The following is a 21731-nucleotide window of genomic DNA, read 5'->3' as shown; positions in this document are numbered from 1 at the left end:
TTCTCCTAATGAACGGTGATTCCATAGGGTTTGATCATATTGAGCGGGGGCTCCTCACCAAACAAAAACCTTTGAAATGCTCCCTGATCCCCCTCCAGATCATCAGAAGAGCTGAAGTAGGTCAGAAACTGTATCCGGGTGGTATCGGGGGGTGGCGGAAAAATGACCAGGGATCCTGGAGAAGGGGACTTTGCCACCTGTGAATTACAGGCAAAGAGCAGGCAGGTGAAGCAAATTATTCCAATGGAAACAAAGGGCAGAGGTCTGTTCATGGGTGATGAACTTATTACGGATTAGACTGAAACCGGCTGCACTATTTGTTATGGCAGGTCAGGCAGAGTTCGCTGTTCACATTGGACATCTTCAACAGGTGCATGACCCCGTACCTGTTATGAACATCGTGGCACGAGGCGCACTCCATCCTGCTACTGAAAAGCATATCGTTATCGATGGTGCTCCCCAGCCCGCTGTTGGTGGTTGTACGAGGGAAAAGACCTCCGTCACCGGAGGCCAGCGCATCGGTATAATCAAAAGAGATGGGATGTTCTGTGCTCAGATCATTGCCGGCCACCCCCCCGATCCGCGATGAAGGATCGATATAGTTGGTGCCGGAACTGACCCCACCGAAATTCTCCAGTGCCACGGTCCCGTCATGGCAGCTTAGGCAGAGGCGTGAGCTTGCCCCTGGATCGATAATGGTGGTTCCTCCATCAAATGTGGGTGAATCATAGAGGGTATAACCGGCCAGCACCGTGGTTTCATGGTGCCACAAGGGAGCGCTGGCGACTGGAAGTGATTGGTGGGTAGTGTGACAAACGCCACATCCGCGGTTAGAGCCAGGGGCCTACGATTCGCTTGAGAAATCGTGTGCAGTTCCTGCAATCTGGGCAATTCCGCCCTGCATGAGTCCAAAAGTGAACAACATGGCAGTGAACATCCGGAAATTTTTCATGATAAGAAATAGCTTTTGTTGTTTGACAGGTGCATGAAAGAAAATAATTACACAGGTTAAGAAAATTTCCTGTGAAATAAAAAAATATCTCCTATAACATCAACGACCATCCTCCCCGACGCACTCTTTTCAGGCGGATCCTCTTACAGATTCCAGGTCACCTGCAGGCCATTATGTTAGCTGAAATAAATTAACGAACTTAGGCGGCTGAATTTTATCATGAAAGATTTAACCGAAGGCAGCGTAGGAAAAAACATATTGCGTTTCGCCATGCCAATGCTGGTAGGGCATATGTTTCAGCAGCTTTATACCTTTGTAGATCAGATCATTGTAGGCAGATTCCTGGGGAAAGAGGCACTGGCAGCGGTAGGTGCTTCCTTCCCGGTCATCTTCACCCTGATCGCTCTGATCATCGGGATTGCAACCGGTGGGACCATTGTGATCTCCCAGTTTTATGGCGCCAAAAACTTTACCAAAGTCAAACGTGCCATTGATACCATTTTTATTGTCATGGGTGTTTTTGCCGTGATCATGACCGTCATCGGGATCTCCTTTTCAGAACAGATTTTCCGTCTGATCAAGCTCCCCGAGGAGCTTTTGCCCATGGCCAACACCTACTTAACTATTTACGTATCCGGACTGGTGGTCTTTTTCGGCTATAACGGGGTGGCGGCCATCCTGAGGGGACTGGGCGATTCCATTACTCCCCTCTATTTCCTGGTTCTTTCCACCATTCTCAATATCGGACTGGACCTGCTGTTTATTGTGAAACTTGGCTGGGGCATCGAGGGTGCGGCTTTTGCTACCCTGATTGCCCAGGGGACTGCCTTTATGGTGGCCGTATTCTATCTCAACAGGAACCATGAACTGATCAGATTTAACCTCAGGGAGTTCTCCTTTGACTGGGATATCTTTAAACAGAGTCTGCGCATTGGCCTGCCCACAGGGGTACAGCAGGCATTTGTGGCTCTGGGAATGATGGCGCTTATGCGAATTGTCAACGGATTTGGAACAGATGTGGTTGCAGGTTATACGGCTGCCGGCCGGCTCGACAGTCTGGCGGTCATCCCCTCCATGGTTTTTTCTCATGCCCTGGCAACTTTCGTGGGACAAAATATCGGGGCCGGAAAAATAGACCGGGTGAAAAAGGGACTGGCCCGCACCCTGCTGATGTCATCGGCCACGGCCCTGGTAATCACAATTCTGGTAATTATTTTCAAGTATCCGCTTATGAACCTGTTTACCCGCGATCAGGCGGTGATCGACATCGGGGGCAGGTACCTGACCATTGTCACCTCCTTCTACCTTTTGTTTACAGGGATGTTTACCTATGGAGGGGTAATGCGGGGGGCCGGGGATACTCTGATTCCCATGTTCCTGACCATTTTCTCTCTGTGGATCATACGGATTCCGGCCGCCGTGTTCCTCAGCCAGGAGAGCATACAGATATTCGGACTGAGCATAAAAGGGGCCGGACTGGGAGCTACGGGAATCTGGTGGTCCATTCCCAGCGGGTGGGGAATCGGATTGCTGCTGTCTGTCATCTACTACCGGACGGGCCGCTGGAAAACCAGGACGGTTGTCAAAGCCAAAGTGGAACCAGCTACCATTACCCGTTAAGAACAGATAACATATTTTAACCCTTTTTCATTGATTTACCCGGGGTGATTGGGTAACTTGGATCGATATTTGTACGTCCTATTTGAACTAACGCTACCACGTTTCCAGGATGACCAGGTACTTACTGCTTTTAATCGGACTGCTGCTCTGCTCCGCCGGACTGGCCGCACAGGATGACTATCTCCCCTTTAAGCGGATTACCATCAACGATGGCCTCTCCCTGAGTTCGGTCTACCATATATACCAGGACTCCAAAGGATTTATGTGGTTTGGGACCGAGGACGGCCTGAATAAATATGATGGCCAGAACATCACGGTGTACGGAGCACATACCGATCAGCACAATCTGCTGGCAGATAAATGGATTGAACTCATCTTCGAAGATAAATCGGGAGTCATCTGGCTCGGCTCCAAAAGCGGACTTACCAGGTACAATCCGCGTACAGGTATGTTTACCGCCCTGAAGCACGACCCGAAAAACATCTCCAGCCTCTCAAACGACACCATCACCGCCATTGAGGCAGACCTTAGAAATGAAATATGGGTGGGAACTTTCCGGGGACTGAACCATGTGGACCGGTTCTCCAGAGAAGTTCAGAGAGTCGTACCGGACGACCAGGAGCTGGTTGGGCTAAGCAGCCGGATCAGCGGATTTCTGAACGATAAATCGGGCCGTTTCTGGATTTCCACCTATAAGGGGCTCTACAGTTACGACAGGAAATCAGGATTATTTTTCAGTGAAAACAGGGATGGCCCGATCGATACCAGCACCTCCATTTACGATATGGCACTGAGAGACGAGACTCTCTGGCTCGGGACCGACAGGGGGCTGGTGAAGCTTGACCTGTCGCCCGACCGCCGGAGTCAGTTGATCGCACTGAATTTTGCCGGGGAAAATGCCAGGATCACCAGGGTCCTTCCGGACTATCTGGGCCAGGTATGGATACTTACCGGGGAGGGACTTTACTGCTACCGGAAAGAAGAGGACGACCTGCAACTTTTTCTCTCAACAGGAGGAAGCACTCACTCGCTGGCCACGGACCCCAGGGAATCACTGCTGGAAGACCTCACCGGAGATATCTGGTTCGGAACCTTTGGAAATGGTGTTTTCTGGATCGATCCGGAAAACTTCAGTTACCGGCATTATATGCATAATCCTGCTGATCCGGAAAGTCTCTCGGATAATTCCATCAATTGTGTTTTCCAGGATCGTTCCGGGGCCACCTGGTTTGGGACCTTTGGTGCCGGCATCTCTGTAATGAATCCCCATTCAAACAGGTTTACCCTGTTCAAAAACAACCCCTTTAATCCAAACAGCCTGGCCAGTTCATTTATCTGGACCATATGTGAAGCTTCGGACAGCACCCTGTGGATGGGCACAAATGCTCATGGGATCTCCTGCTACGATCAGCGCCGGGGGACCTACACACATTACGATCACAATCCACTTGAACCCGGCTCACTGGCTCACTCCTCCATCCGGAAAATCTACCAGGACAGCAGGGGCCGAATCTGGATCGGGACCGACGGAGGCGGACTAAATCTGTTCCATCCGGATAAGCGGTCTTTTACGCACTTCAGACATGATCCCGGCAATCCGGCTTCCCTGTCACACAATTCAGTCCGGGCAGTGTTTGAGGACCGGGAGGGAAGAATCTGGGTAGGCACACGCAACGGACTGAACCTCCTGCTGGAGGATCAAAAGAGTTTCAGGCGATACCTGACCGCCGCAGCCCAGGAAACAGGCCCCCCGCATAACTTCATTTACTCCGCCATTCACCAGGATAAAAATGACAAACTCTGGGTGGGAACCTACGGAGGCGGCCTCTGCAGGCTGAATCCGGAAGATGGCAGCTGCATCAGCTATTTTTACGATCCCGAAGATCCCAACAGTATTTCGGATAATATTGTCTTTTCTATTTATGAAGACCCTCAGGAGAGGTTCTGGATAGGGACCAACAGCGGACTGAATATGTTCTATCCGGCCACGGGAACCTTCCGACGTTTTGGGGTGAACGAGGGACTGGCCAATGAGGTGATATACGGAGTGCTTCCGGATAACAACAACTGCATCTGGCTAAGCACCAATCTGGGGATCTGCCGCTTCGATCTGGAGACTTTTGAAGTCAGGAACTTTGATATGAACGATGGCCTGCAGAGCAACGAATTTAATGGAGGCTCCTTCTACAGGGGACCCAGCGGGAAACTATATTTCGGAGGGGTATATGGCATGAATATCGTCGACCCCGAGACCCTGGAACCGGTCACGAATGTCCCGGAGTTCACCCTTACCAGCCTGGAAGTGCTTGGGAAAGAAGTACGAATCGGAGGGATTGATTTGGAAGAGGAGTTTGAGGGTCAGCCGGAACGTATAGTAGAATCCGATGGAAATTTCTACAGCAGTGAAAATGTGAGCTACATGGAGGAGATTGTTCTGGATTACCGGCATCGCTTCTTCTCTGTCGAATTTGCGGCCCTCAACAACCTGCAAACAGGCGATCTGCACTACAGCTATATCATGGAAAATCTTGATACGGACTGGAACAATGCCGGCTCCAGGAACTATGTTTCCTATACCAACATGAAAGCAGGCAATTATCTGCTGAAGGTGGTGGCCGAGAACACGGATGGATACCGGAGTGATCCGCCTCTGCAGCTTAGTATTCTTATCACTCCACCCATCTGGTTATCCTGGTGGTTTATCCTGCTGGAGATACTGGTCTCTGTATCCATCGCGGTTTGGATCTATATTTACCTGTTGAAGTCGCGGACCAACCGCCTGCTGAAGCATCAGAATCAGCAGATCAGCGAGCTGATGGTAGAAAGTTTTGACGATACGGAAAGAGAGGACCATAAAGCTGGATTTATGAAGATAAACCAGTCTGTAAAACATCTGCTCGACCTGCTGGAAAACCTCCTGACCTGGTCCAGATCGCAAAGGGGAAGAATCAAGTACGATCCGGTAAAGTTTAACCTGAGCTCCCTGGTTCAGGAGAATATCAACCTGCACCGGCTGCTGGCCGAGAAAAAGGGAATCATGTTACATGCATCTGAACAGGATGAAGTTTACGCTTACGGGGACCGGGACATGATCAACAGTGTAATACGCAACCTGGTTACCAATGCAGTCAAATTTACCAACAGAGATAAAAAGGTCGAGATCCAGCTGAAGCCCCGGAAGGAGGAGATCGAAGTGTCCATTGTGGATGAAGGGATCGGGATCAGCCCGGAACAGATGGAGAAATTGTTCCGGATAGATGAGAAATTCAAATCCACCGGGACGGCCGGGGAAAAAGGTACAGGACTCGGACTGATCATTTGCAGGGAATTCGTGGAAAAAAACGGGGGCGAGATAAAAGTTGAAAGCTCGCCCGGAAAGGGCTCGGTTTTCAGCTTTACAGTACCCATGGCCAACTGAACGTTGCCAAAGCAATCTGAATACTGTAAATTTGCACCTAACTTTATCTGAAAAAACCATGATCAGATCCATGACCGGCTACGGGAAAGCCGAATGCCTGCTGGCCGACAAAAAGCTGACCGTCGAAATTAAATCTCTCAACAGCAAGCAACTGGATACCAGCACCCGCCTGCCTTCCCTCTATAAGCAAAAGGAACTGGAGATCCGGCAACTGATCGCTTCCGAACTGGAAAGAGGCAAGGTGGAGTGTTCTTTCCACTACGAACTTTCGAGTGAAGCTGTTCCCTCCATTATTAATGAGCCGGTGGTGAAAGCCTATTACGGGCAACTCTACAGGATCTCCGGAGAGCTGGGGCTGCAGGCTTCCCTGGAGCTGCTGAGTACCGTCATGAAAATGCCCGATACCATCCGGACCGAAAAACTGGAATTGGAAGAGAACGAGTGGACCCGGGTTAAGGAGACCCTCCTGGAGGCCCTGCAGTTTGTCAATATGTTCAGGAAGCAGGAAGGGGCTTCCCTGGATGGGGATTTGCGTTTTCGGGTGGAAAGCATCCTCGGGAAACTGGCTCAGGTGGACCAATATGAGGGAGAGCGTATCGACCTGGTGAGAGAGCGTATCGGGAAGCATCTGGACGAACTGGGTATGAAGGACAGCATAGATGAGAACCGCTTTGAGCAGGAACTTATTTATTACATAGAAAAGCTGGATATCTCCGAAGAAAAAGTCAGGCTGGCCAACCATTGCAGGTATTTCCTGGAGACCCTGGAAGATCAGAGCCCTGCAGGGAAAAAGCTGGGGTTCATATCCCAGGAAATGGGCAGGGAGATCAATACACTGGGCTCCAAGGCCAACCACAAGGAACTTCAGAAAATAGTGGTAGAGATGAAAGATGAACTGGAGCGAATCAAGGAGCAGGTCCTTAACGTATTGTAATGGAAGGGAAATTACTCATTTTCAGCGCACCTTCCGGTGCCGGTAAATCCACCATCGTTCATCACCTGATGAAACTGGAGCTGGGACTGGAATTCAGTATCTCAGCCACTTCCCGCAAGCCCAGGAAAGGGGAGCTAGATGGCCGGGAGTACTATTTTATTTCTCCCGGAGAGTTTCGAAAAAAGATCCGGGAAAATGCCTTTGTCGAATGGGAGGAGGTGTACCCCGATCAGTTTTACGGGACCCTGTACAGCGAAGTGGAGCGAATCTGGAACGGGGGCTGCCATGCCATTTTTGATATCGATGTGGTGGGCGGACTGAATCTGAAAAATAAGTATGGTAAGAGAGCCTGCGCCATCTTTATCCAGGCTCCCTCCATGGAGATCCTGGAACAACGGCTGCGTTCCAGGGCGACAGACGATGAAAGTTCCCTGCAAAAGAGGCTTGGAAAAGCCCTTTTTGAGATGGAACAAGCTGCTCGCTTCGACTACATACTGGTTAATGATGCCCTGGAGACCGCTCTGGCGGAAGCTGAAAGAATCGTTAAAGAATTCCTGGCCCAATGATCACCGGACTCTATTTTGGCTCCTTTAATCCCATCCATATCGGCCACCTGGCCATAGCCAACTTTATGGTCGAGTACAGCGACGTAGAGCAACTATGGTTCGTCGTAAGTCCGCAGAATCCCCTGAAAGCGAAAAAGAGCCTGCTTCCCGATTACCATCGTCTTGAGATGGTCCGGCTGGCCATAGAGGAGGATGAGCGTTTCAGGGCCTCCGATATTGAGTTCAAGCTTCCTACCCCCTCCTATACCATAGATACCCTGACCTACCTGGAAGAGAAATATCCGGGCAGGGAATTTCAGCTGGTGATGGGAGCCGATGGTCTGCGGACCTTTCATAAATGGAAACATGCCGGCCTGATCGTTGAGAAGTACCACCGTCTGATCTACCCCCGGCCGGGGACCGATGCGGAGTTGTTAACCGGTCTTCCCAACGCCACCCTGGTAAAGGCCCCCGCCATGGAAATCTCCTCCAGTCTGATTCGCCGGGCCATTAAAGAGGGGAAAGATGTGCGCCACCTGGTACCGGCCAAAGCCTATACCTATATGCGCGAGATGCATTTTTATGAGAAATAGACCCGGGAAATCCCTCGCAGTATATTAGTTGATGAATGGATTGATGGATGATACTATCCTTTGCGCAACTCATTTGATAGTATCAATACATGTTCCACAGAAAACCCTTATCCCGCAGAACTTAGCTTGGCTTCCCGCACGATCTCCATTCCCCGCTGTATTGCCTTCTCATTCTGAGGGATCAGGTGATGGTGCCGTTCGGGAAGTGATTTACGCAGACCCTGAATCACATGCTCAAAATCCACCACCGGATTCACCTTGATGTAGGCCCCCAGAACCACCATATTAAAAGTGATCGGGGATTTCAGTCGGACTGCCTCTTCGGTGGCTTCCACCTGAAAGATACGGATATCGTCCCGTTGGGGATGGCGGGTAATCCCGTTGGGATCATAGAGCATCAGGCCTCCCGGTTTCACCATGGATTCAAATTTATCCATCGATTGCTGATTCAGCAGGATCGCGGTGTCATAACTTTGCAGTACCGGAGAGCTGACCCGGTCATCGCTCAGTATCACCGTAACATTTGCGGTTCCTCCGCGCATTTCAGGGCCGTAGGACGGCATCCAGCTGACCTCCTGGTCCTGCATGATCCCGGAGTAGGCCAGGATCTTACCCATGGAGAGGACTCCCTGTCCCCCGAAACCTGCAATAATGATCTCTTCCGTCATATCTCTAACTATTAGCTATGTACCCTGAACCAACTTCCCGTCCACCTTAATGTCTCCCATGGGATAGAACGGAAACATATGTTCCTCCATCCAGGTATTGGAATCATTCGGAGTCATTTTCCATCCCGAATTACAATTGGACACAAATTCGACAAATGCGAGCCCCTTATTTTCCTTCTGTAGCTCCAGGGCCTTGCGGATTGCCTTTTTTGCTTTGCGCACGGGACCGGGTTTATGAACCGACTGCCGGGTTACATAATAGGTCCCTTCCAGCCGGGCAACCAGTTCTGTAATCTTATAGGGCGGACCCATGGTCTCATTGTTCCTGCCATAGGGAGAGGTGGATGATTTCATCCCCTCCAGGGTGGTGGGCGCCATTTGTCCCCCGGTCATTCCGTATATTCCATTATTTACAAAGAATATACTAATGTTTTCGCCACGGTTACAGGCATGGATGGTCTCCGCGGTTCCGATGGCTGCCAGGTCACCATCTCCCTGATAGGTAAAGACATATTTATCGGGCCAGAGCCGTTTGATGCCCGTAGCCAGTGCAGGCGCTCTTCCATGTGCCGCCTGTGAGCAATCAATATCCATGAAATCGTAGGCAAGCACTGAACATCCTACCGGGGCAATCCCGATGGTATCTTCCTGAATACCCATCTCCTCCACCACCTCCATAATAAGACGGTGGATGGTTCCATGACCACAACCCGGACAATACGAAAGGGTTGCATCGGTCATCAGGGGAGTACGTTTATAAACCAGGTTCTCCGGTCTGGTGATCTCTTTCAGTTCCATCTAGTATCCTCCTATGTATTTCTCTTCCAATTCGTTTAAAACATCATCCGGCGAATGAATTTTGCCACCCACCATTCCGTAGTGAGTCACCGGAACCTTGCCGTTCACAGCCAGTTTCACATCCTCCACCATCTGACCTGAACTCAACTCAACAGCCATCATCCCCTTCACCCTTCTGGCCATCTTTGCCAGTTCTTCGCTTGGAAAAGGAAACAGGGTCTGCGGGCGCAGCAAACCAACCTTCTTACCTCTGCTCCTGGCCAGCTCCACCACTTTCTGACAGATCCGGGCGCTGGAGCCATAGGCTACCAGGAGAAAATCGGCATCCTCACAGGCAATTTTTTCAAACATGACATCCTGCTCCATGGCTTTATACTTCGCCTGCAGCTTCAGGTTATGTTCGTATTGCAGATCCGGATCCAGGTTCAGAGAAGTGATAATGTTTCTCTCCCTGTCTTTGGTTTTTCCCGTGATCACCCAGGACTGATCAAATTCCTTAAGCCTTTCTTTCTGGGGGGGGAGTTCCACCTTCTCCATCATCTGGCCAATAAGTCCGTCCGAAAGGATCAGGGCAGGGTTCCGGTACTTGAAAGCCAGTTCAAAGGCCAGGTCCACAAAATCGGCCATCTCCTGAACCGAGGCCGGTGCCAGAACAATCAGTCTGTAATCGCCATGGCCTCCGCCCTTGGTCGATTGGAAATAATCGGCCTGTGAAGGTTGTATGGTTCCCAGTCCAGGTCCTCCCCGTACCACATTCACAATCAGGCAGGGAAGTTCCGCCCCTGCAATATAAGAGATCCCCTCCTGCATCAGGCTGATACCCGGACTTGAAGAGGAGGTCATAACCTTTTTACCTGTTCCGGCTGCTCCGTAAACCATATTGATGGAAGCAACCTCGCTTTCGGCCTGTAAAACCACCATGCCGGTTCGTTCTTCCGGCTTCTGGAGCATCAGGTACTCCATAACCTCGGATTGGGGGGTGATCGGGTATCCAAAATAACCGTCCACTCCGGCCCTGATGGCCGCCTCGGCGATGGCTTCATTTCCCTTCATTAAAACCAGTTCCTTCATACTGCTTGACTTTATTGCTGTTTAACCCGGTATACAGTAATCGCTCCATCGGGGCACACCACCGCACAATTGGTACAACCCGTACAATTCTCGGGGTTTTTCATATAGGCATAGTGGTATCCTTTTCCGTTCACCTCTTCAGCCATGCCAATGGTATCGGTCGGGCAATTTACCAAACAAACCTGACAGCCTTTACATCTCTCCACATCGACCATTATGGCTCCTTTTGCTTTTGCCATGTTAAGCTATTTTAAAGTACAAGACCAAATGTAACAATTCTCAAACACCTTCTTAACTGTTCTTGGACAGGTTTGACCCGATGCTTTTATTTTGGGATAAACTTGTCTATTCCGGGATGGAGTGGTCCTCCTGAAACCGCTTCAGACGCTGCTCCAGCACCGGAAACTGATCCCTCCGGACCTGAGACACGCAGGCCCTTAATCCTTCCGTCCTGGTGCTGCCTGTGATCGCCAGAGAGATGGCGCTGATCCCGTAATAGAGCAGCTCATGCACCAGCCGGAAGCCATCAAATCCCATGTAGGATATGGTGAAATAGAATCCGTCGGCAATGGGTTCATCCAAATCCATATCATAGACAATTTTAAATCCATACTTCAGGAACAGGGCCTTCATGATCTTTGCCTTCTCGCCATACTCCCTGACTTCACTGATGTAATTGTAGCTGCCATCATTGACCGCTTTAAATATGGCTGCCAGGGCATATTGAGCCGTGTGTGAAGCCCCTGCCGATAAGGCGTAAAGCGCTCCATAGATCATGGCATGACCAAATTTATCGGAGGAGTAGTATCGCCTCAGGTCGGGGTATTTCCGGTCAAATAATCCGGGAGACATGACGATCACACCAATTCGCTGACCGGCATAACTAAAGGCTTTTGAACTGGATATCAAAAGCAAGTAGTTGTCCGTATATTTGGCAACCGAAGGCTGATAAGGGGGTACCCCCGGAGTGGAAAAATCCTTCCTGAAATCCATGCCAAAATAAGCCAGGTCCTCAATAACGGTCACATCATGTTTTTTGGATATCTCACCAATGATCCTTAATTCCTCATCGCTCAGGCAGATCCAGGAGGGATTGTTAGGATTTGAATAGAGGATGGAAGAGTAGTGACCCCTTTCAATCTCCTCCTCCATTTTCTGTCTCAGTTTCCGGCCCCTGAAATCATACAGATCGAAGGATCCAAACTCGTGACCCAGCACCAGGCACTGCTGTTTCTGCACAGGAAATCCCGGATCCAGAAAGAGCGTTCCTGTCCGGTGCCTATCGGAACGGTTCACCACCATGAATGCGGCCATGCTACCCATCATGGACCCCACGGTCGGGACACAGTGTTTCGGTTCGACGTCCACATCCATAAATAACTTCACAAACCTGGCTGCCTCGGCTTTCAGGGGAGGAATGCCTTCAATATTGGGATATTTGGAGGCGACCCCCTGCCGCAGAGCGATCATTTCCGCCTCGGTACCCACAAAGGTGGGATCCAGACCGGGGACTCCCATCTCCATCCGGATAAACTCCTCCCCCGTGATCCCTTCAATATCATTGACAATTTTAACCAGCTCCCTGATGGTGGCCCTCCCGGCCGGGTAGATCCCAAAGGCATCAATCACCTCATTAACAACTTCTGACGGTATCGGTGTCGATTTCATAGATCTAAGGTTTTTCTATACGTATTCTTGAATCCACCACCACAAGCTGATCTTCCTTTGCCATCAAGGGATTCAGATCAAGTTCCGCAATCCGACGGTTTTCACTCAGCACCACGGAGAGCCTGACCAGTATCTCCTCAAAAACAGGGAGACTGATCCCCGCCTGTCCCCGCATTCCTTCCAGCATCTTAAAGCCTTTCAGGGAGCGGATCATCCGGCCCGCCTCTGCCTTCGATAAAGGAGCAAGTCCGGATGCCATATCCTTCAGCACTTCCACGTAGATACCCCCCAGGCCACACAGTATGATATGACCAAAACCCGGCTCATATTTTGCCCCTACAAACAGCTCAATCCCTTCCAGCATGGGCTGCAGCAGTACTCCGGTGGCTCCATCTATCTTCATCATTTGCTGAAAATGCTCCATCAGGTCGATATCGTTATCTACTCCCAGGGCCACACCCCCAACATCAGATTTATGAACCGGGCCGACTACCTTCATTACAAGGGGATAAGCCATTTGATGAGCCAGGCGATACAAGTTAGCTTCATCGCCGGCCAGCTCTTCACGTACCCTGGAGATACCGGCAGCATCCAGTATCTTCTGAATGATCCCAGGGGCCAGGTAACCCTCCCCGTATTGGTCGAGCAGCTCCCTGATACCTTTCAGGTCGATCCCCTCCGGAACGGAAATCTCTCCGGCAGGGAGGTCCGTTCCGTACACCAGGGTCAGAGCCCTGCCCAGCTGCACCTCGTCGGGAAAATTGATGGTGCCGTGTGCCAGGAAGGCTTCCACCTCCCTGGCTGCCGTGGTGAGAGAGGGCAGAACCGGGTAAATGGGTTTGCTGCACTGCTGCATCTTCTCATAAAGCAGGTCATATACGTCAAAGACCGGGGCCAGTCCGGGAGTGCCAAAGATGACCACGATGCCATCAATCTCCTTGAAGGAGTGTTCACAATAATCGATGCATATACCCAGCTGTCCGGCGTTGCCGGTGGCAAGCATATCAATGGGATTAGAAGCCGATGAACCCGGAAAAAGATGGGTGAGCAATTTCTCCACTTGGGGTCCTTCCAGCCTGGGTACATCCATATTTCCCTTGGCCAGCTGATCGGTGAGCATAACGGCCGGTCCGCCTGCATGGGTAATAATGGCCAGATTCTTCCCCTGCATTGGCGGATGCAACATGACCGAAGCCACCGTAGTCAGCTCCTCCCTGCCATAGCAGCGTACTATGCCTGCTTTGCGAAAAAGCGCATCAACCGCCATATCGGAAGATGCCATGGCTCCCGTATGTGAAGATGCGGCCCTGCTTCCCGCTTCGGTGGTTCCGGCCTTGATGGCCGCAATCTGACAGCCTTTCTCCCTGAGGGAAACCGCATGCCTGAGCAGAAGGCCCGGGTCCCTGATGGTCTCAAAATAGAGCATCTTTACCCGGGAAGAATGCTCTTTACTGTATGTCAGATCCAGGTACTGCAATACATCCTCCACTCCGAGCTGGGCGGAGTTTCCCACCGAAAACATATGGTTAAACCGGAGCCCTTTCTGCAGGCCCGACTCCATAATAAAAACAGCGGTGGCCCCGCTTCCGGAGATAAAATCACATCCTCGCGGATCCTGTTTGGGCACGGGCAGGGTAAAGACTCCCTGGTAGGCCGGGGTCATCACCCCAATGCAGTTAGGCCCGATCAGGGCAGCATCATGCTTTCTGCAAATCTCAACGATCTCCTTTTCAATGGCAGCACCTTCGCTATTCTCTTCACTGAATCCGGCCGATACAATAACAAAAGCACGGGTTCCCTTACTCTCAGCAAGTTCCCTGACAACAGCCGGACAAAGTTTGGCCGGAAGCGCCAGGAAAGCCAGATCGGCAGGAGGCATCTCCCTGATCTGCCTGTAGGAAGGCAGTCCCTGGATCTCATCTTCTTTGGGGTTCAGAGAAAAAAGCTGCCCACTGAATGTTCCGCTACGTATATTATGGAAGAGTTTACCTCCCGGCTTGGAGATGTTATTGGAGGCTCCGACAACGACAATACTTTCAGGATTAATAAGTTGGCGATTAATCATTCGAATCGGTTTAACAGATTCAAAGATAACAAAGCAGATTTGTGTGATCGCCGCATCGGGAGTGTCTTAGAACACTGCCTAATAACAGGAATAAAAAAATAAGGCAAGTTGCTTTTCTTCCTAAAACCCTCAAAAGATTCGCAACTTGCCTTGCACCCCAACAATTACTTTTCAAATATATAAACCAATGAGTTGATGATTTGTTTTTAGCGAAAGCCGTTTTAACAAAAAGGGGCTGTTTTTTAACATTTGATACTGCCTTTTTCAACCGGCCAGTATAGATTTGACTTTGACCCCCGGCAATCTGCCAAGTTTGCCGGTAAGCGATCCTATCAGGTCTGTATTCCCTTCAATAACCAGTGAGATCACGCTGGTAGAGCGGTCCCTGAGCGGGATTCCCTGCCGGCCCAGGATCAGATCGGCATGCTCGGATATAATGGCATTGATCCGGTGAATATCCCCCCCCTGTCCGATCAGTATGATAACCGCTCCGATTCGCTTTTCCATAAAACGAAGATACTAATAAATGAGCTCCCCTGCAGCAAACAGCAAAGCGGAAAAGTCGGGATCTTCCGAAGCGGCAAGTCTTAGATGGAAACGCACCCTCCCCTCAGCCCTTAGAGGATCATGATCCGCTTCAAGCGGAAAGAGAAGGATGGACCTGTTCCCAATATACACCAGGGCCTTTTTATACTGTCCTTTGCAAAGGTACGAGGCAGCATATGCCCCTTCCGGGGGGATCAGTTTCACTGGGTCACTCACGGGAATCCGGTAACAGGGCTGCCCGGGCACCGCCTCATGCTCCGGAAGCGGTTCCAGGCTTGCCTGTATCATATAGTGATGCTCCAGATAGGCATTGGCCCGCTGGATATTTCCCTCCTCCAGGGCCTTCCGGATTTTGGTGCTGCTGACGGCCTCATGCTGGATTTCCTGTTCCGGAATCTCCTCCACCCGGAAACCAAATCTCTTCCGGGCCCTGTACAGGGATTTAAAGCTCCCCTCCTTATTGTGGCCGAAGTAATGGTTAAATCCGACAACGATGGTATGGGCGTGCAGGAAACCCACCAGGTAGTGTTCCACAAAATCATCGGAACTGGTACGTGCAAAATCATTGGTAAACTCCATAATGATCAGAAAATCCAGCCCCGCTTCCTCCAGGAGGAGGATCTTCTCAGATCTGGAATTTATCAGCTTCAGATCCTTCCCGGCCGAATCCGGATAGAGCACCATGCGGGGATGCGGATGGAAGGTGATGAGCACCGAGGAGCCCTGCACCTCCCGGGCCAGGGCATTCAACCGCCTGATAATGGCCCGGTGCCCCACATGTACCCCGTCGAATGAACCCACCGTGACTACCGGTGAAGGGATCACCGGCAAATTTTCCATGGAGTTATGCACCTGCATCTTAATTCCGGGAACTCTTCACAAAATAGGCTACTTTCTCGAGGGAGGTAATCATATCATACTCATCCAGGTACACTTGCGGCGGCACATTCAGGGGGACGGTGGTAAAATTCATCAGGCCCTTAATGCCGGCATCCACCAGCTGGGCAGTCACTTCTGCAGCCGAATCGGCCGGTACCGTCATGATAGCTATGGAAATATTCTGGCTTTGTACAAGCTCTTTCAGCCTGCTGAGCGGATAGCATTTCACCCCTGAAATCACCCGGTCTATCTTATTGGCATCCACATCGAAGGTAGCAATGATATTCAGCTTGGAACGCTTCCCAATAAAGTAAGTGGTAACAGCCCGCCCCAGATTTCCTATCCCAATCACAGCCACATTGAGGCCACTCTCCGAATCCAGAATGTCTCCGATAACATCTACCAGCTCTCTGACATCATAACCTTTTCGTTGCATGCTGGTATAACCGATAAACATAATATCCCGGCGCACCTGTACCGCTGTATTGTGATGCAGTTCGGCAAGTTCATGCGAAAATATATGTGTCTTTCCCTCCTCCAGGCATTGAAGCAGGGATCTGCGATATTCACTCAAACGTTCAACAGTACGCTCAGGTAAGGACATAGATCACTAATTGGGCTGATACAATACTACAAAATATTGTTAATTTAATCACAATTTCAGATCAACAATTCTAATGATACCCGTCAGTCTCAGGTAAGAGGCAGAATAACACGGAATTCGCTTCCCTGGTCGGGAATGCTGCTTACCTGAATATGCCCCCCGTACAGTTGAGCAATTTTGCTCACAATAGAGAGGCCCAGACCCGAGCCGGGAATTCCCCTGGTACGGCTGTTTTTAATGCGGACAAACTCTTTGAATAACCGGGAAACCTCCTCCTCGCTCATTCCGATGCCCGTATCCTTAACCTGGATGACTACTGCCTGTTCCTTTTTATAAACCTGCACCTTGACTTCACCCCCGTCATGGTTATATTTAACCGCATTGGACAGCAGATTATTAAACATAATATCCAGGTCCGAGGGATCCGCATCGTAAAAGACCTCATCCCCGAAACAGCTGACCTTGATATTCCGTTGGATAACCATGGGGTTGATCGTGGCAATGGCCAGCTCTGCGCGTTCCCTGAGGTCTACCTGTTCAACTTTTTCCTCTTTCTTTTCCATCCTGATTTTGGTAAAGTCGAGTAGATCCATGATCAGCGAGCGCATCCCGTCCACACGTTGAAGGGAGCGGTCCAGAACCGTTTTATAAGCACTCATATCCTCACCCAGTTCACGCTCCTTCATCATTTGAAGGTAGCCCTCAAGGGCATTCAGGGGCGACTTGAGCTCATGACTCAATACGGAGAGAAACTGATAGCGGATCTTCTTCCCCTCCTCCTTCATATTGCTGGTAATCTTCTTGAGGAAATACTGCTTGGTGATCAGGTCGATACTGGACTTCAGCTCTGCGGGGGTAAAAGGTTTGGGAATAAAATCCCTGGCCCCGTCATTCGTAGCTTTAGCCGCAATCTCCATGGAGGCATAAGAAGTGATCATGGCCACGACGACATCCAGATTTCTCTGCTTGATGATTTCAAGGACTTCCATACCATCCATGCCTGGCAGCTTATTATCCAGCAAAATAATTTCCGGGGTCACCACTTCAAGCATGGTAAGCGCCTCCTCGCCGCTGGCCACCTCCCTGCATTCAAACTGATAGTCTTCATCCATAAAAGGGAAACTCACACGGTGCCCTTCCAGGATCCTTTTTATACCCGAGCGTATTCCAGGTTCATCGTCAACCACCAGGACAGTTAAAGTTTCCATAGGATTAATCCAGGTATTTTTGGATCAGCAATCTTAACTGTTCCATTCTGAAGCCCTTCTCCAGGTAATGATCTGCTTTGATCCAGGACCTGCTGCCGGGACTGTTGATATCAAAACTGATGCCGCGTTCAGCAGCCACCGCCGTAGAGATAATCACCGGCACATCTGGCCGGCACTTTTTTATCCGGTAGGAAAGTATAAACCCGCTGTCTTCCTCCTCCATCATCAGATCGAGTATGGCCAGGTCGGGGCACCCGCTTTCCAGATAGCGTTCAGCTTCGACCCGCGATTCCACCGCTACAACCTCATACCCCCAGAGTTCCAGATGATGTTTCACCTGAAAAATCACATCCGGATCATCGTCTGCCAGTAAAATGGTTTTCTTTCTCATCTCATATTTCTTAAATCTTCACTTCCCAAGGTAACAAATTCCTGCCAGGCAGGCTAGCTTAAAAGCTTACGTGGAATCTTAACCGTAAATTCGGTGCCAGTGGCCCCTTTTTCAGGGTTTACATTGGATTTTACATCAATTTGTCCCCGGTGCATCTTAACAATCCCGTAGGTGGTTGCCAGTCCAAGTCCGGTCCCTTTCCCAATTCCCTTGGTCGTGTAGAAGGGCTCAAATACCTTTTCCATATCTCCGGGTGAGATGCCGGCACCCTCATCCCGGATGCTGATAATTACCCAGTCGTGGCTATCAGAGAGGCTTACAGCAAGGGCCCCGCCGTTGGGCATGGCCTCTATCCCGTTTTTCAGCAGATTGCTGATCACCTGAACCATCTGCTCCCTGTCCAGATCTGCATAAGGATTGGAGAGATGGTTGTTCAGGCAATAGCTAATATTTTCAGGGAAAATCAGGGAGTCTGTGCTCATTCTTATCAACTCCAGCAGGTCGGTGGTGCTGTAGAGAACCTGATTCTTTCTGGCAAAATTCAGTAAGCCGCCCACAATGTCTTTACATCTTCCGGCCTGCTCCACAATTAACTCCAGGTCCTCCTTCAGCTGCTGATCCCTGGCGCACTCTTCGAGCAGCAGGTTGCTGTACATGATTACAACTCCCAGCGGGTTGTTTAATTCATGCGCAATCCCCGCGGAAAGCTGCCCCATGTGTGCCAGCTTCTCGCTCTGCCGGAGCGCCTGTTCCACAGAAAGCAGCTTATGCTTGGAATCGGCCAGTTTATGGATGGTCTGGTGCAGGGTGTCAATGGAATAGGGAAGACACATCTCCACCTCGGCCAGTCCCTGGGTGATCGCCCTGGCATGGCTCAGGCAGGTATCATACCCGCAGGCACCACAATCCAGATGGTCCTGCTGAGAAAACTTTCCCATCTGAAGAAGTACTTTATCGATCTCATCTTCCGGCCCAGCCTTGATCCGCTGATCGTCTGTTTTAAAGGAACGGCTAAGATCCGGGCGGCAGCCTTCGGCCCTCACCCCTTCACTCTCTGTCTGTGCCTGATCCAGTCTCCCGAAGAGATGGTTAAGCACCAGGCTTCTCCGGACAAACTTCTTCCCGCGGGGACTGGTACCCGGACCCATGATACATCCCTCACAGCAGAGAAGTTCCAGCTGCATGGAATCCAGCTTTCCCGAAGCATACTCCCTGATCGCTTCCTGGAAGTGAACCCTGCCTTCTGCTACAATAACCCGTTGGTCCACATGGTTACCCTCCAGGTTCATGGCTTGAAGTAAGCCCCGACTTACGGGAAAGCCAGCGCCTTTCATGGCCAGGGGCGGTGTAAAGCTTGCAGGTTCCACATTGGAAGCACGGACCCGCATGGAGGTAAACATACTACGCAGTTCGGCAAAAGTAAGTACCTCATCCACTTCGTCCGATTCCCCTTTCTTTGCCACGCAGGGCCCTATGAAAACCATCTTTGCCTGGCTATGCAGTACCTGCCTGATATAGCGAACCGTGGCCACCATGGGAGATACCACCGGGATAAGCGAGCCTGTGAGATCGGGATGGTATTTTTCAATAAAAGAGACAATGGCCGGACAGTCTGAATTAATATATCCCTTACCGGGATTCTCATTGATCAGCTTTTCATAAGCTTCTGCCACCAGATCGGCTCCCATACCCACCTCAAACAACTGTGTGAACCCCAGCTTTTTTATCATGCCTGCAAAAAGAGCTAAATCCGGAATTTCCTCAAACTCGGCCACATAACTTGGCGCCACAAGGGCAACCACCTCTGAATCACCCTGCAGGAGAGCCTCCACCCGGTCGATAGAGCGCTCATATACCTTTGCTCCCTGGGAGCAGACTATGGTACAGTTCCCGCAAGCAATGCAGCGTTCTGCCACCACCTCGGCCTGACCGTCCACGATCCGGATGGCCTTTACCGGGCATTCCCTGACACAGGTATAACATACCCTGCACAAATCCTTAACGGTATAAACCAGACCCCTCTTATGCAACTTCTGTTCCATCTATAGCAATACCTCCCTCTTTGTAAAGAGTGTATAGAGCAGATCCCTGCTTTTTTCGCCTCCGGGTTCGCCCAGAAGATCCTGGTAAATATCTTGAACAACCTGGTTATCGTGCGCCGAATGCAAGGGGCTTCCGTTATCCAGGTCATAGATGGCCCTGGACCTGGCACGAAGCAGCTTTTCATCTGCCGGGATGGCCTGTCCGCCTCCGTTGATACATCCATCCGGACAGGCCATTACCTCGAGCAAATCCAGTTCCCTCTTCCCCTTTTTTAGCTCTTCCATCAGTGCAACAGCATTTTTCAGACCACTGACGGTGGCAACCCTTATCTCAGATAAGCCGGCTTTCACCGTCATTTCGCGAAAAGATTTATGTACCCTGAATCGATGTAGTTTCGAAGGAAGCATTTCACTGCCCGTGCTCTGAGTATAAATGGTCCGGACCGTGGCTTCTGTTTCACCTCCCGACACAGCGCATAGTTTACCTGCAGAACTGGAAAGACAGAATGGTGCATCAGGCAGTCCGGGCTCCAGCTGTTCCAGCTCCAGTCCACTGAGTTTAATCATTCTGAGCAGTTCGCGGGTAGTCAGGACCAGGTCAATCACAGGTTTTCCGGAGCGGGTCATCTCCACCCTCCGTGCCTCTGTCTTGGCCGCTGTGCAAGAAGAAATAAGCACCGATACAATCTCTTTGTCATCCTCTATACCGGTCCTGGCAAACCACTCCCTGATCAGCGTGCCGCATATTTGCTGGGGCGATTTCAGGGGAGAAAGAAAGGGGATTAATTCCGGATAATACTGTTCGACATAATGTATCCATGCGGGACAGGAGCTGGTAATCAACGGAAAGGCCTGTGGCTTTTTTTTACGTTCCTGGTAAATCCTGGCCTGTTCCAGGATCATCAGATCGGCCCCGAAGGAGCTTTCAAATACCAGATCAAACCCATAGCGGCGCAAGACGGTGTTGATGATAGCGCTCATATCGGTACCGGGCTTATAACCAAGCCTTTCTGCCAGGGAGACGGCCACGGCAGCACTGTACTGTGCCACCACCAGTTTGCCGGGGGCATGTATATGAGTTTCCAGTTCGGGGAATTGAATATGTTCGATCAGGGCCCCGGTGGGACAGGCGTTCAGACACTGTCCGCAGGATGTGCAATTAGAGTAGTTCAGGGGCCTGCCAAGGGTGGTGGATATCCTCATTTCATTCCCCCGGTGGGCAAAGTCCAGAGTTGAGGTGCTCATAATTTCCTCACAGATTCTGACACAGCGCCCGCATAAAATACATTTTGAAGGATCATGGATGATGGCAGGACTTGATTTGTCGATCTTATAGAGGCTTCTCTTTCCGGGTATACGTCTCTCCCTGATATTCAAATCTTCCGAAAGGGACTGCAGCTCGCAGGAACCATTGCGTTCGCAATACAGGCAGTCGTCCGGATGGTTGGATAGCAAGAGCTCTACGTTGGTCATCCTGGCCCTCAGAACCCTGGGAGAATGGGTCATTATTTTCATGGGCTCTTCGATGGGATAGGAGCAGGAGGGTACCAGCTTTTCTCTTCCTTCCACCTCAACCACGCACATTCGGCAGGCCCCGGAAGGACTCAGTCCCTTCACACTGCAGATGGTAGGGACATGCATGCCATGTCGATTCAGGGCAGAAAGGATGGTCTCCCCCTTCTCCGCTTCTATATTCCTTCCGTTTACAACAAGTGTAATTCCCATCACT

General features: G+C 50.6%; 20 protein-coding genes. 5 read left to right on the top strand and 15 right to left on the bottom strand.

The genetic code is table 11. The features are described from left to right. Window positions 1–5: 5 nt before the first annotated feature. Together P1P86_08365 and P1P86_08360 are read right to left on the bottom strand one after the other, a co-directional pair. A complete protein-coding gene (locus tag P1P86_08365) occupies window positions 6–272 on the bottom strand; it encodes a hypothetical protein (protein ID MDF1575186.1) in 267 nt (88 codons plus the stop codon). A gap of 41 nt (window positions 273–313) precedes the next feature. Then, window positions 314–772 carry a cytochrome c3 family protein gene (locus P1P86_08360; protein MDF1575185.1) on the bottom strand — a complete coding sequence of 153 codons (459 nt, stop codon included), beginning with the start codon at window positions 770–772 and terminating at the stop codon, window positions 314–316. A gap of 399 nt (window positions 773–1171) precedes the next feature. Here P1P86_08360 and P1P86_08355 point away from each other — a divergent pair, with 399 nt between their 5' ends. The 5 genes from P1P86_08355 (at window position 1172) to nadD (ending at window position 8062) form a co-directional block, all read left to right on the top strand. Next, window positions 1172–2572 carry an MATE family efflux transporter gene (locus tag P1P86_08355; protein MDF1575184.1) on the top strand — a complete coding sequence of 467 codons (1401 nt, stop codon included), beginning with the start codon at window positions 1172–1174 and terminating at the stop codon, window positions 2570–2572. A 109-nt stretch (window positions 2573–2681) separates the two neighbouring features. After that, a complete protein-coding gene (locus tag P1P86_08350; GenBank protein ID MDF1575183.1) occupies window positions 2682–5990 on the top strand; it encodes a two-component regulator propeller domain-containing protein in 3309 nt (1102 codons plus the stop codon). A 58-nt stretch (window positions 5991–6048) separates the two neighbouring features. Continuing rightward, on the top strand, window positions 6049–6924 hold the full coding sequence (locus P1P86_08345; GenBank protein ID MDF1575182.1) for a YicC family protein: 876 nt from the start codon (window positions 6049–6051) through the stop codon (window positions 6922–6924). After that, on the top strand, window positions 6924–7490 hold the full coding sequence (gene gmk / locus P1P86_08340) for a guanylate kinase (GenBank protein MDF1575181.1): 567 nt from the start codon (window positions 6924–6926) through the stop codon (window positions 7488–7490). The genes P1P86_08345 and gmk overlap by 1 nt, the downstream gene beginning before the upstream one ends. Next, window positions 7487–8062, top strand: coding sequence for a nicotinate (nicotinamide) nucleotide adenylyltransferase (gene nadD / locus P1P86_08335; protein MDF1575180.1), 576 nt, complete (start codon window positions 7487–7489; stop codon window positions 8060–8062). Before gmk ends, nadD begins: the two co-directional genes overlap by 4 nt. A gap of 107 nt (window positions 8063–8169) precedes the next feature. On the opposite strand, the gene P1P86_08330 is transcribed toward nadD, so the two are convergent. From P1P86_08330 to P1P86_08270, 13 genes are all read right to left on the bottom strand, one after another. Further along, window positions 8170–8730 (bottom strand): 2-oxoacid:acceptor oxidoreductase family protein, encoded by a 561-nt coding sequence (locus P1P86_08330; GenBank protein ID MDF1575179.1) that lies wholly within the window; start codon window positions 8728–8730, stop codon window positions 8170–8172. A 15-nt stretch (window positions 8731–8745) separates the two neighbouring features. Next, on the bottom strand, window positions 8746–9528 hold the full coding sequence (locus tag P1P86_08325) for a thiamine pyrophosphate-dependent enzyme (GenBank protein ID MDF1575178.1): 783 nt from the start codon (window positions 9526–9528) through the stop codon (window positions 8746–8748). After that, a complete protein-coding gene (locus P1P86_08320; GenBank protein MDF1575177.1) occupies window positions 9529–10599 on the bottom strand; it encodes a 3-methyl-2-oxobutanoate dehydrogenase subunit VorB in 1071 nt (356 codons plus the stop codon). Window positions 10600–10610: 11 nt separating this feature from the next. After that, complete coding sequence (locus P1P86_08315) at window positions 10611–10838, bottom strand: 4Fe-4S binding protein (GenBank protein MDF1575176.1); 228 nt, start codon at window positions 10836–10838, stop codon at window positions 10611–10613. 106 nt (window positions 10839–10944) lie between these two features. Then, window positions 10945–12267, bottom strand: a complete 1323-nt coding sequence (locus P1P86_08310) for a pyridoxal phosphate-dependent aminotransferase (GenBank protein ID MDF1575175.1) — start codon at window positions 12265–12267, stop codon at window positions 10945–10947. A gap of 4 nt (window positions 12268–12271) precedes the next feature. Then, window positions 12272–14332, bottom strand: coding sequence for an acetate--CoA ligase family protein (locus P1P86_08305; GenBank protein MDF1575174.1), 2061 nt, complete (start codon window positions 14330–14332; stop codon window positions 12272–12274). Window positions 14333–14596: 264 nt separating this feature from the next. After that, window positions 14597–14839 (bottom strand): hypothetical protein, encoded by a 243-nt coding sequence (locus P1P86_08300; protein MDF1575173.1) that lies wholly within the window; start codon window positions 14837–14839, stop codon window positions 14597–14599. A gap of 12 nt (window positions 14840–14851) precedes the next feature. Further along, window positions 14852–15718: an FAD synthetase gene (locus tag P1P86_08295; protein ID MDF1575172.1), complete on the bottom strand. Its 867-nt coding sequence runs from the start codon at window positions 15716–15718 to the stop codon at window positions 14852–14854. 19 nt (window positions 15719–15737) lie between these two features. Beyond that, entirely contained in the window at window positions 15738–16361 is a 624-nt protein-coding gene (locus P1P86_08290; protein ID MDF1575171.1) for a redox-sensing transcriptional repressor Rex, read from the bottom strand. Window positions 16362–16450: 89 nt separating this feature from the next. Then, window positions 16451–17569: a hybrid sensor histidine kinase/response regulator gene (locus tag P1P86_08285; protein MDF1575170.1), complete on the bottom strand. Its 1119-nt coding sequence runs from the start codon at window positions 17567–17569 to the stop codon at window positions 16451–16453. A 4-nt stretch (window positions 17570–17573) separates the two neighbouring features. Continuing rightward, entirely contained in the window at window positions 17574–17960 is a 387-nt protein-coding gene (locus P1P86_08280; GenBank protein ID MDF1575169.1) for a response regulator, read from the bottom strand. Between the two features lie 53 nt (window positions 17961–18013). Then, window positions 18014–20002 carry a [Fe-Fe] hydrogenase large subunit C-terminal domain-containing protein gene (locus P1P86_08275; protein ID MDF1575168.1) on the bottom strand — a complete coding sequence of 663 codons (1989 nt, stop codon included), beginning with the start codon at window positions 20000–20002 and terminating at the stop codon, window positions 18014–18016. Beyond that, window positions 20003–21727, bottom strand: a complete 1725-nt coding sequence (locus P1P86_08270; GenBank protein ID MDF1575167.1) for a [Fe-Fe] hydrogenase large subunit C-terminal domain-containing protein — start codon at window positions 21725–21727, stop codon at window positions 20003–20005. Between the last annotated feature and the right edge of the window lie 4 nt (window positions 21728–21731).

Source organism: Bacteroidales bacterium, from assembly GCA_029210725.1.
Taxonomy (GTDB): domain Bacteria; phylum Bacteroidota; class Bacteroidia; order Bacteroidales.
The sequence above is the reverse complement of the archived record's forward strand: the minus strand, read 5'-3'. Positions and strand labels throughout refer to the sequence as shown.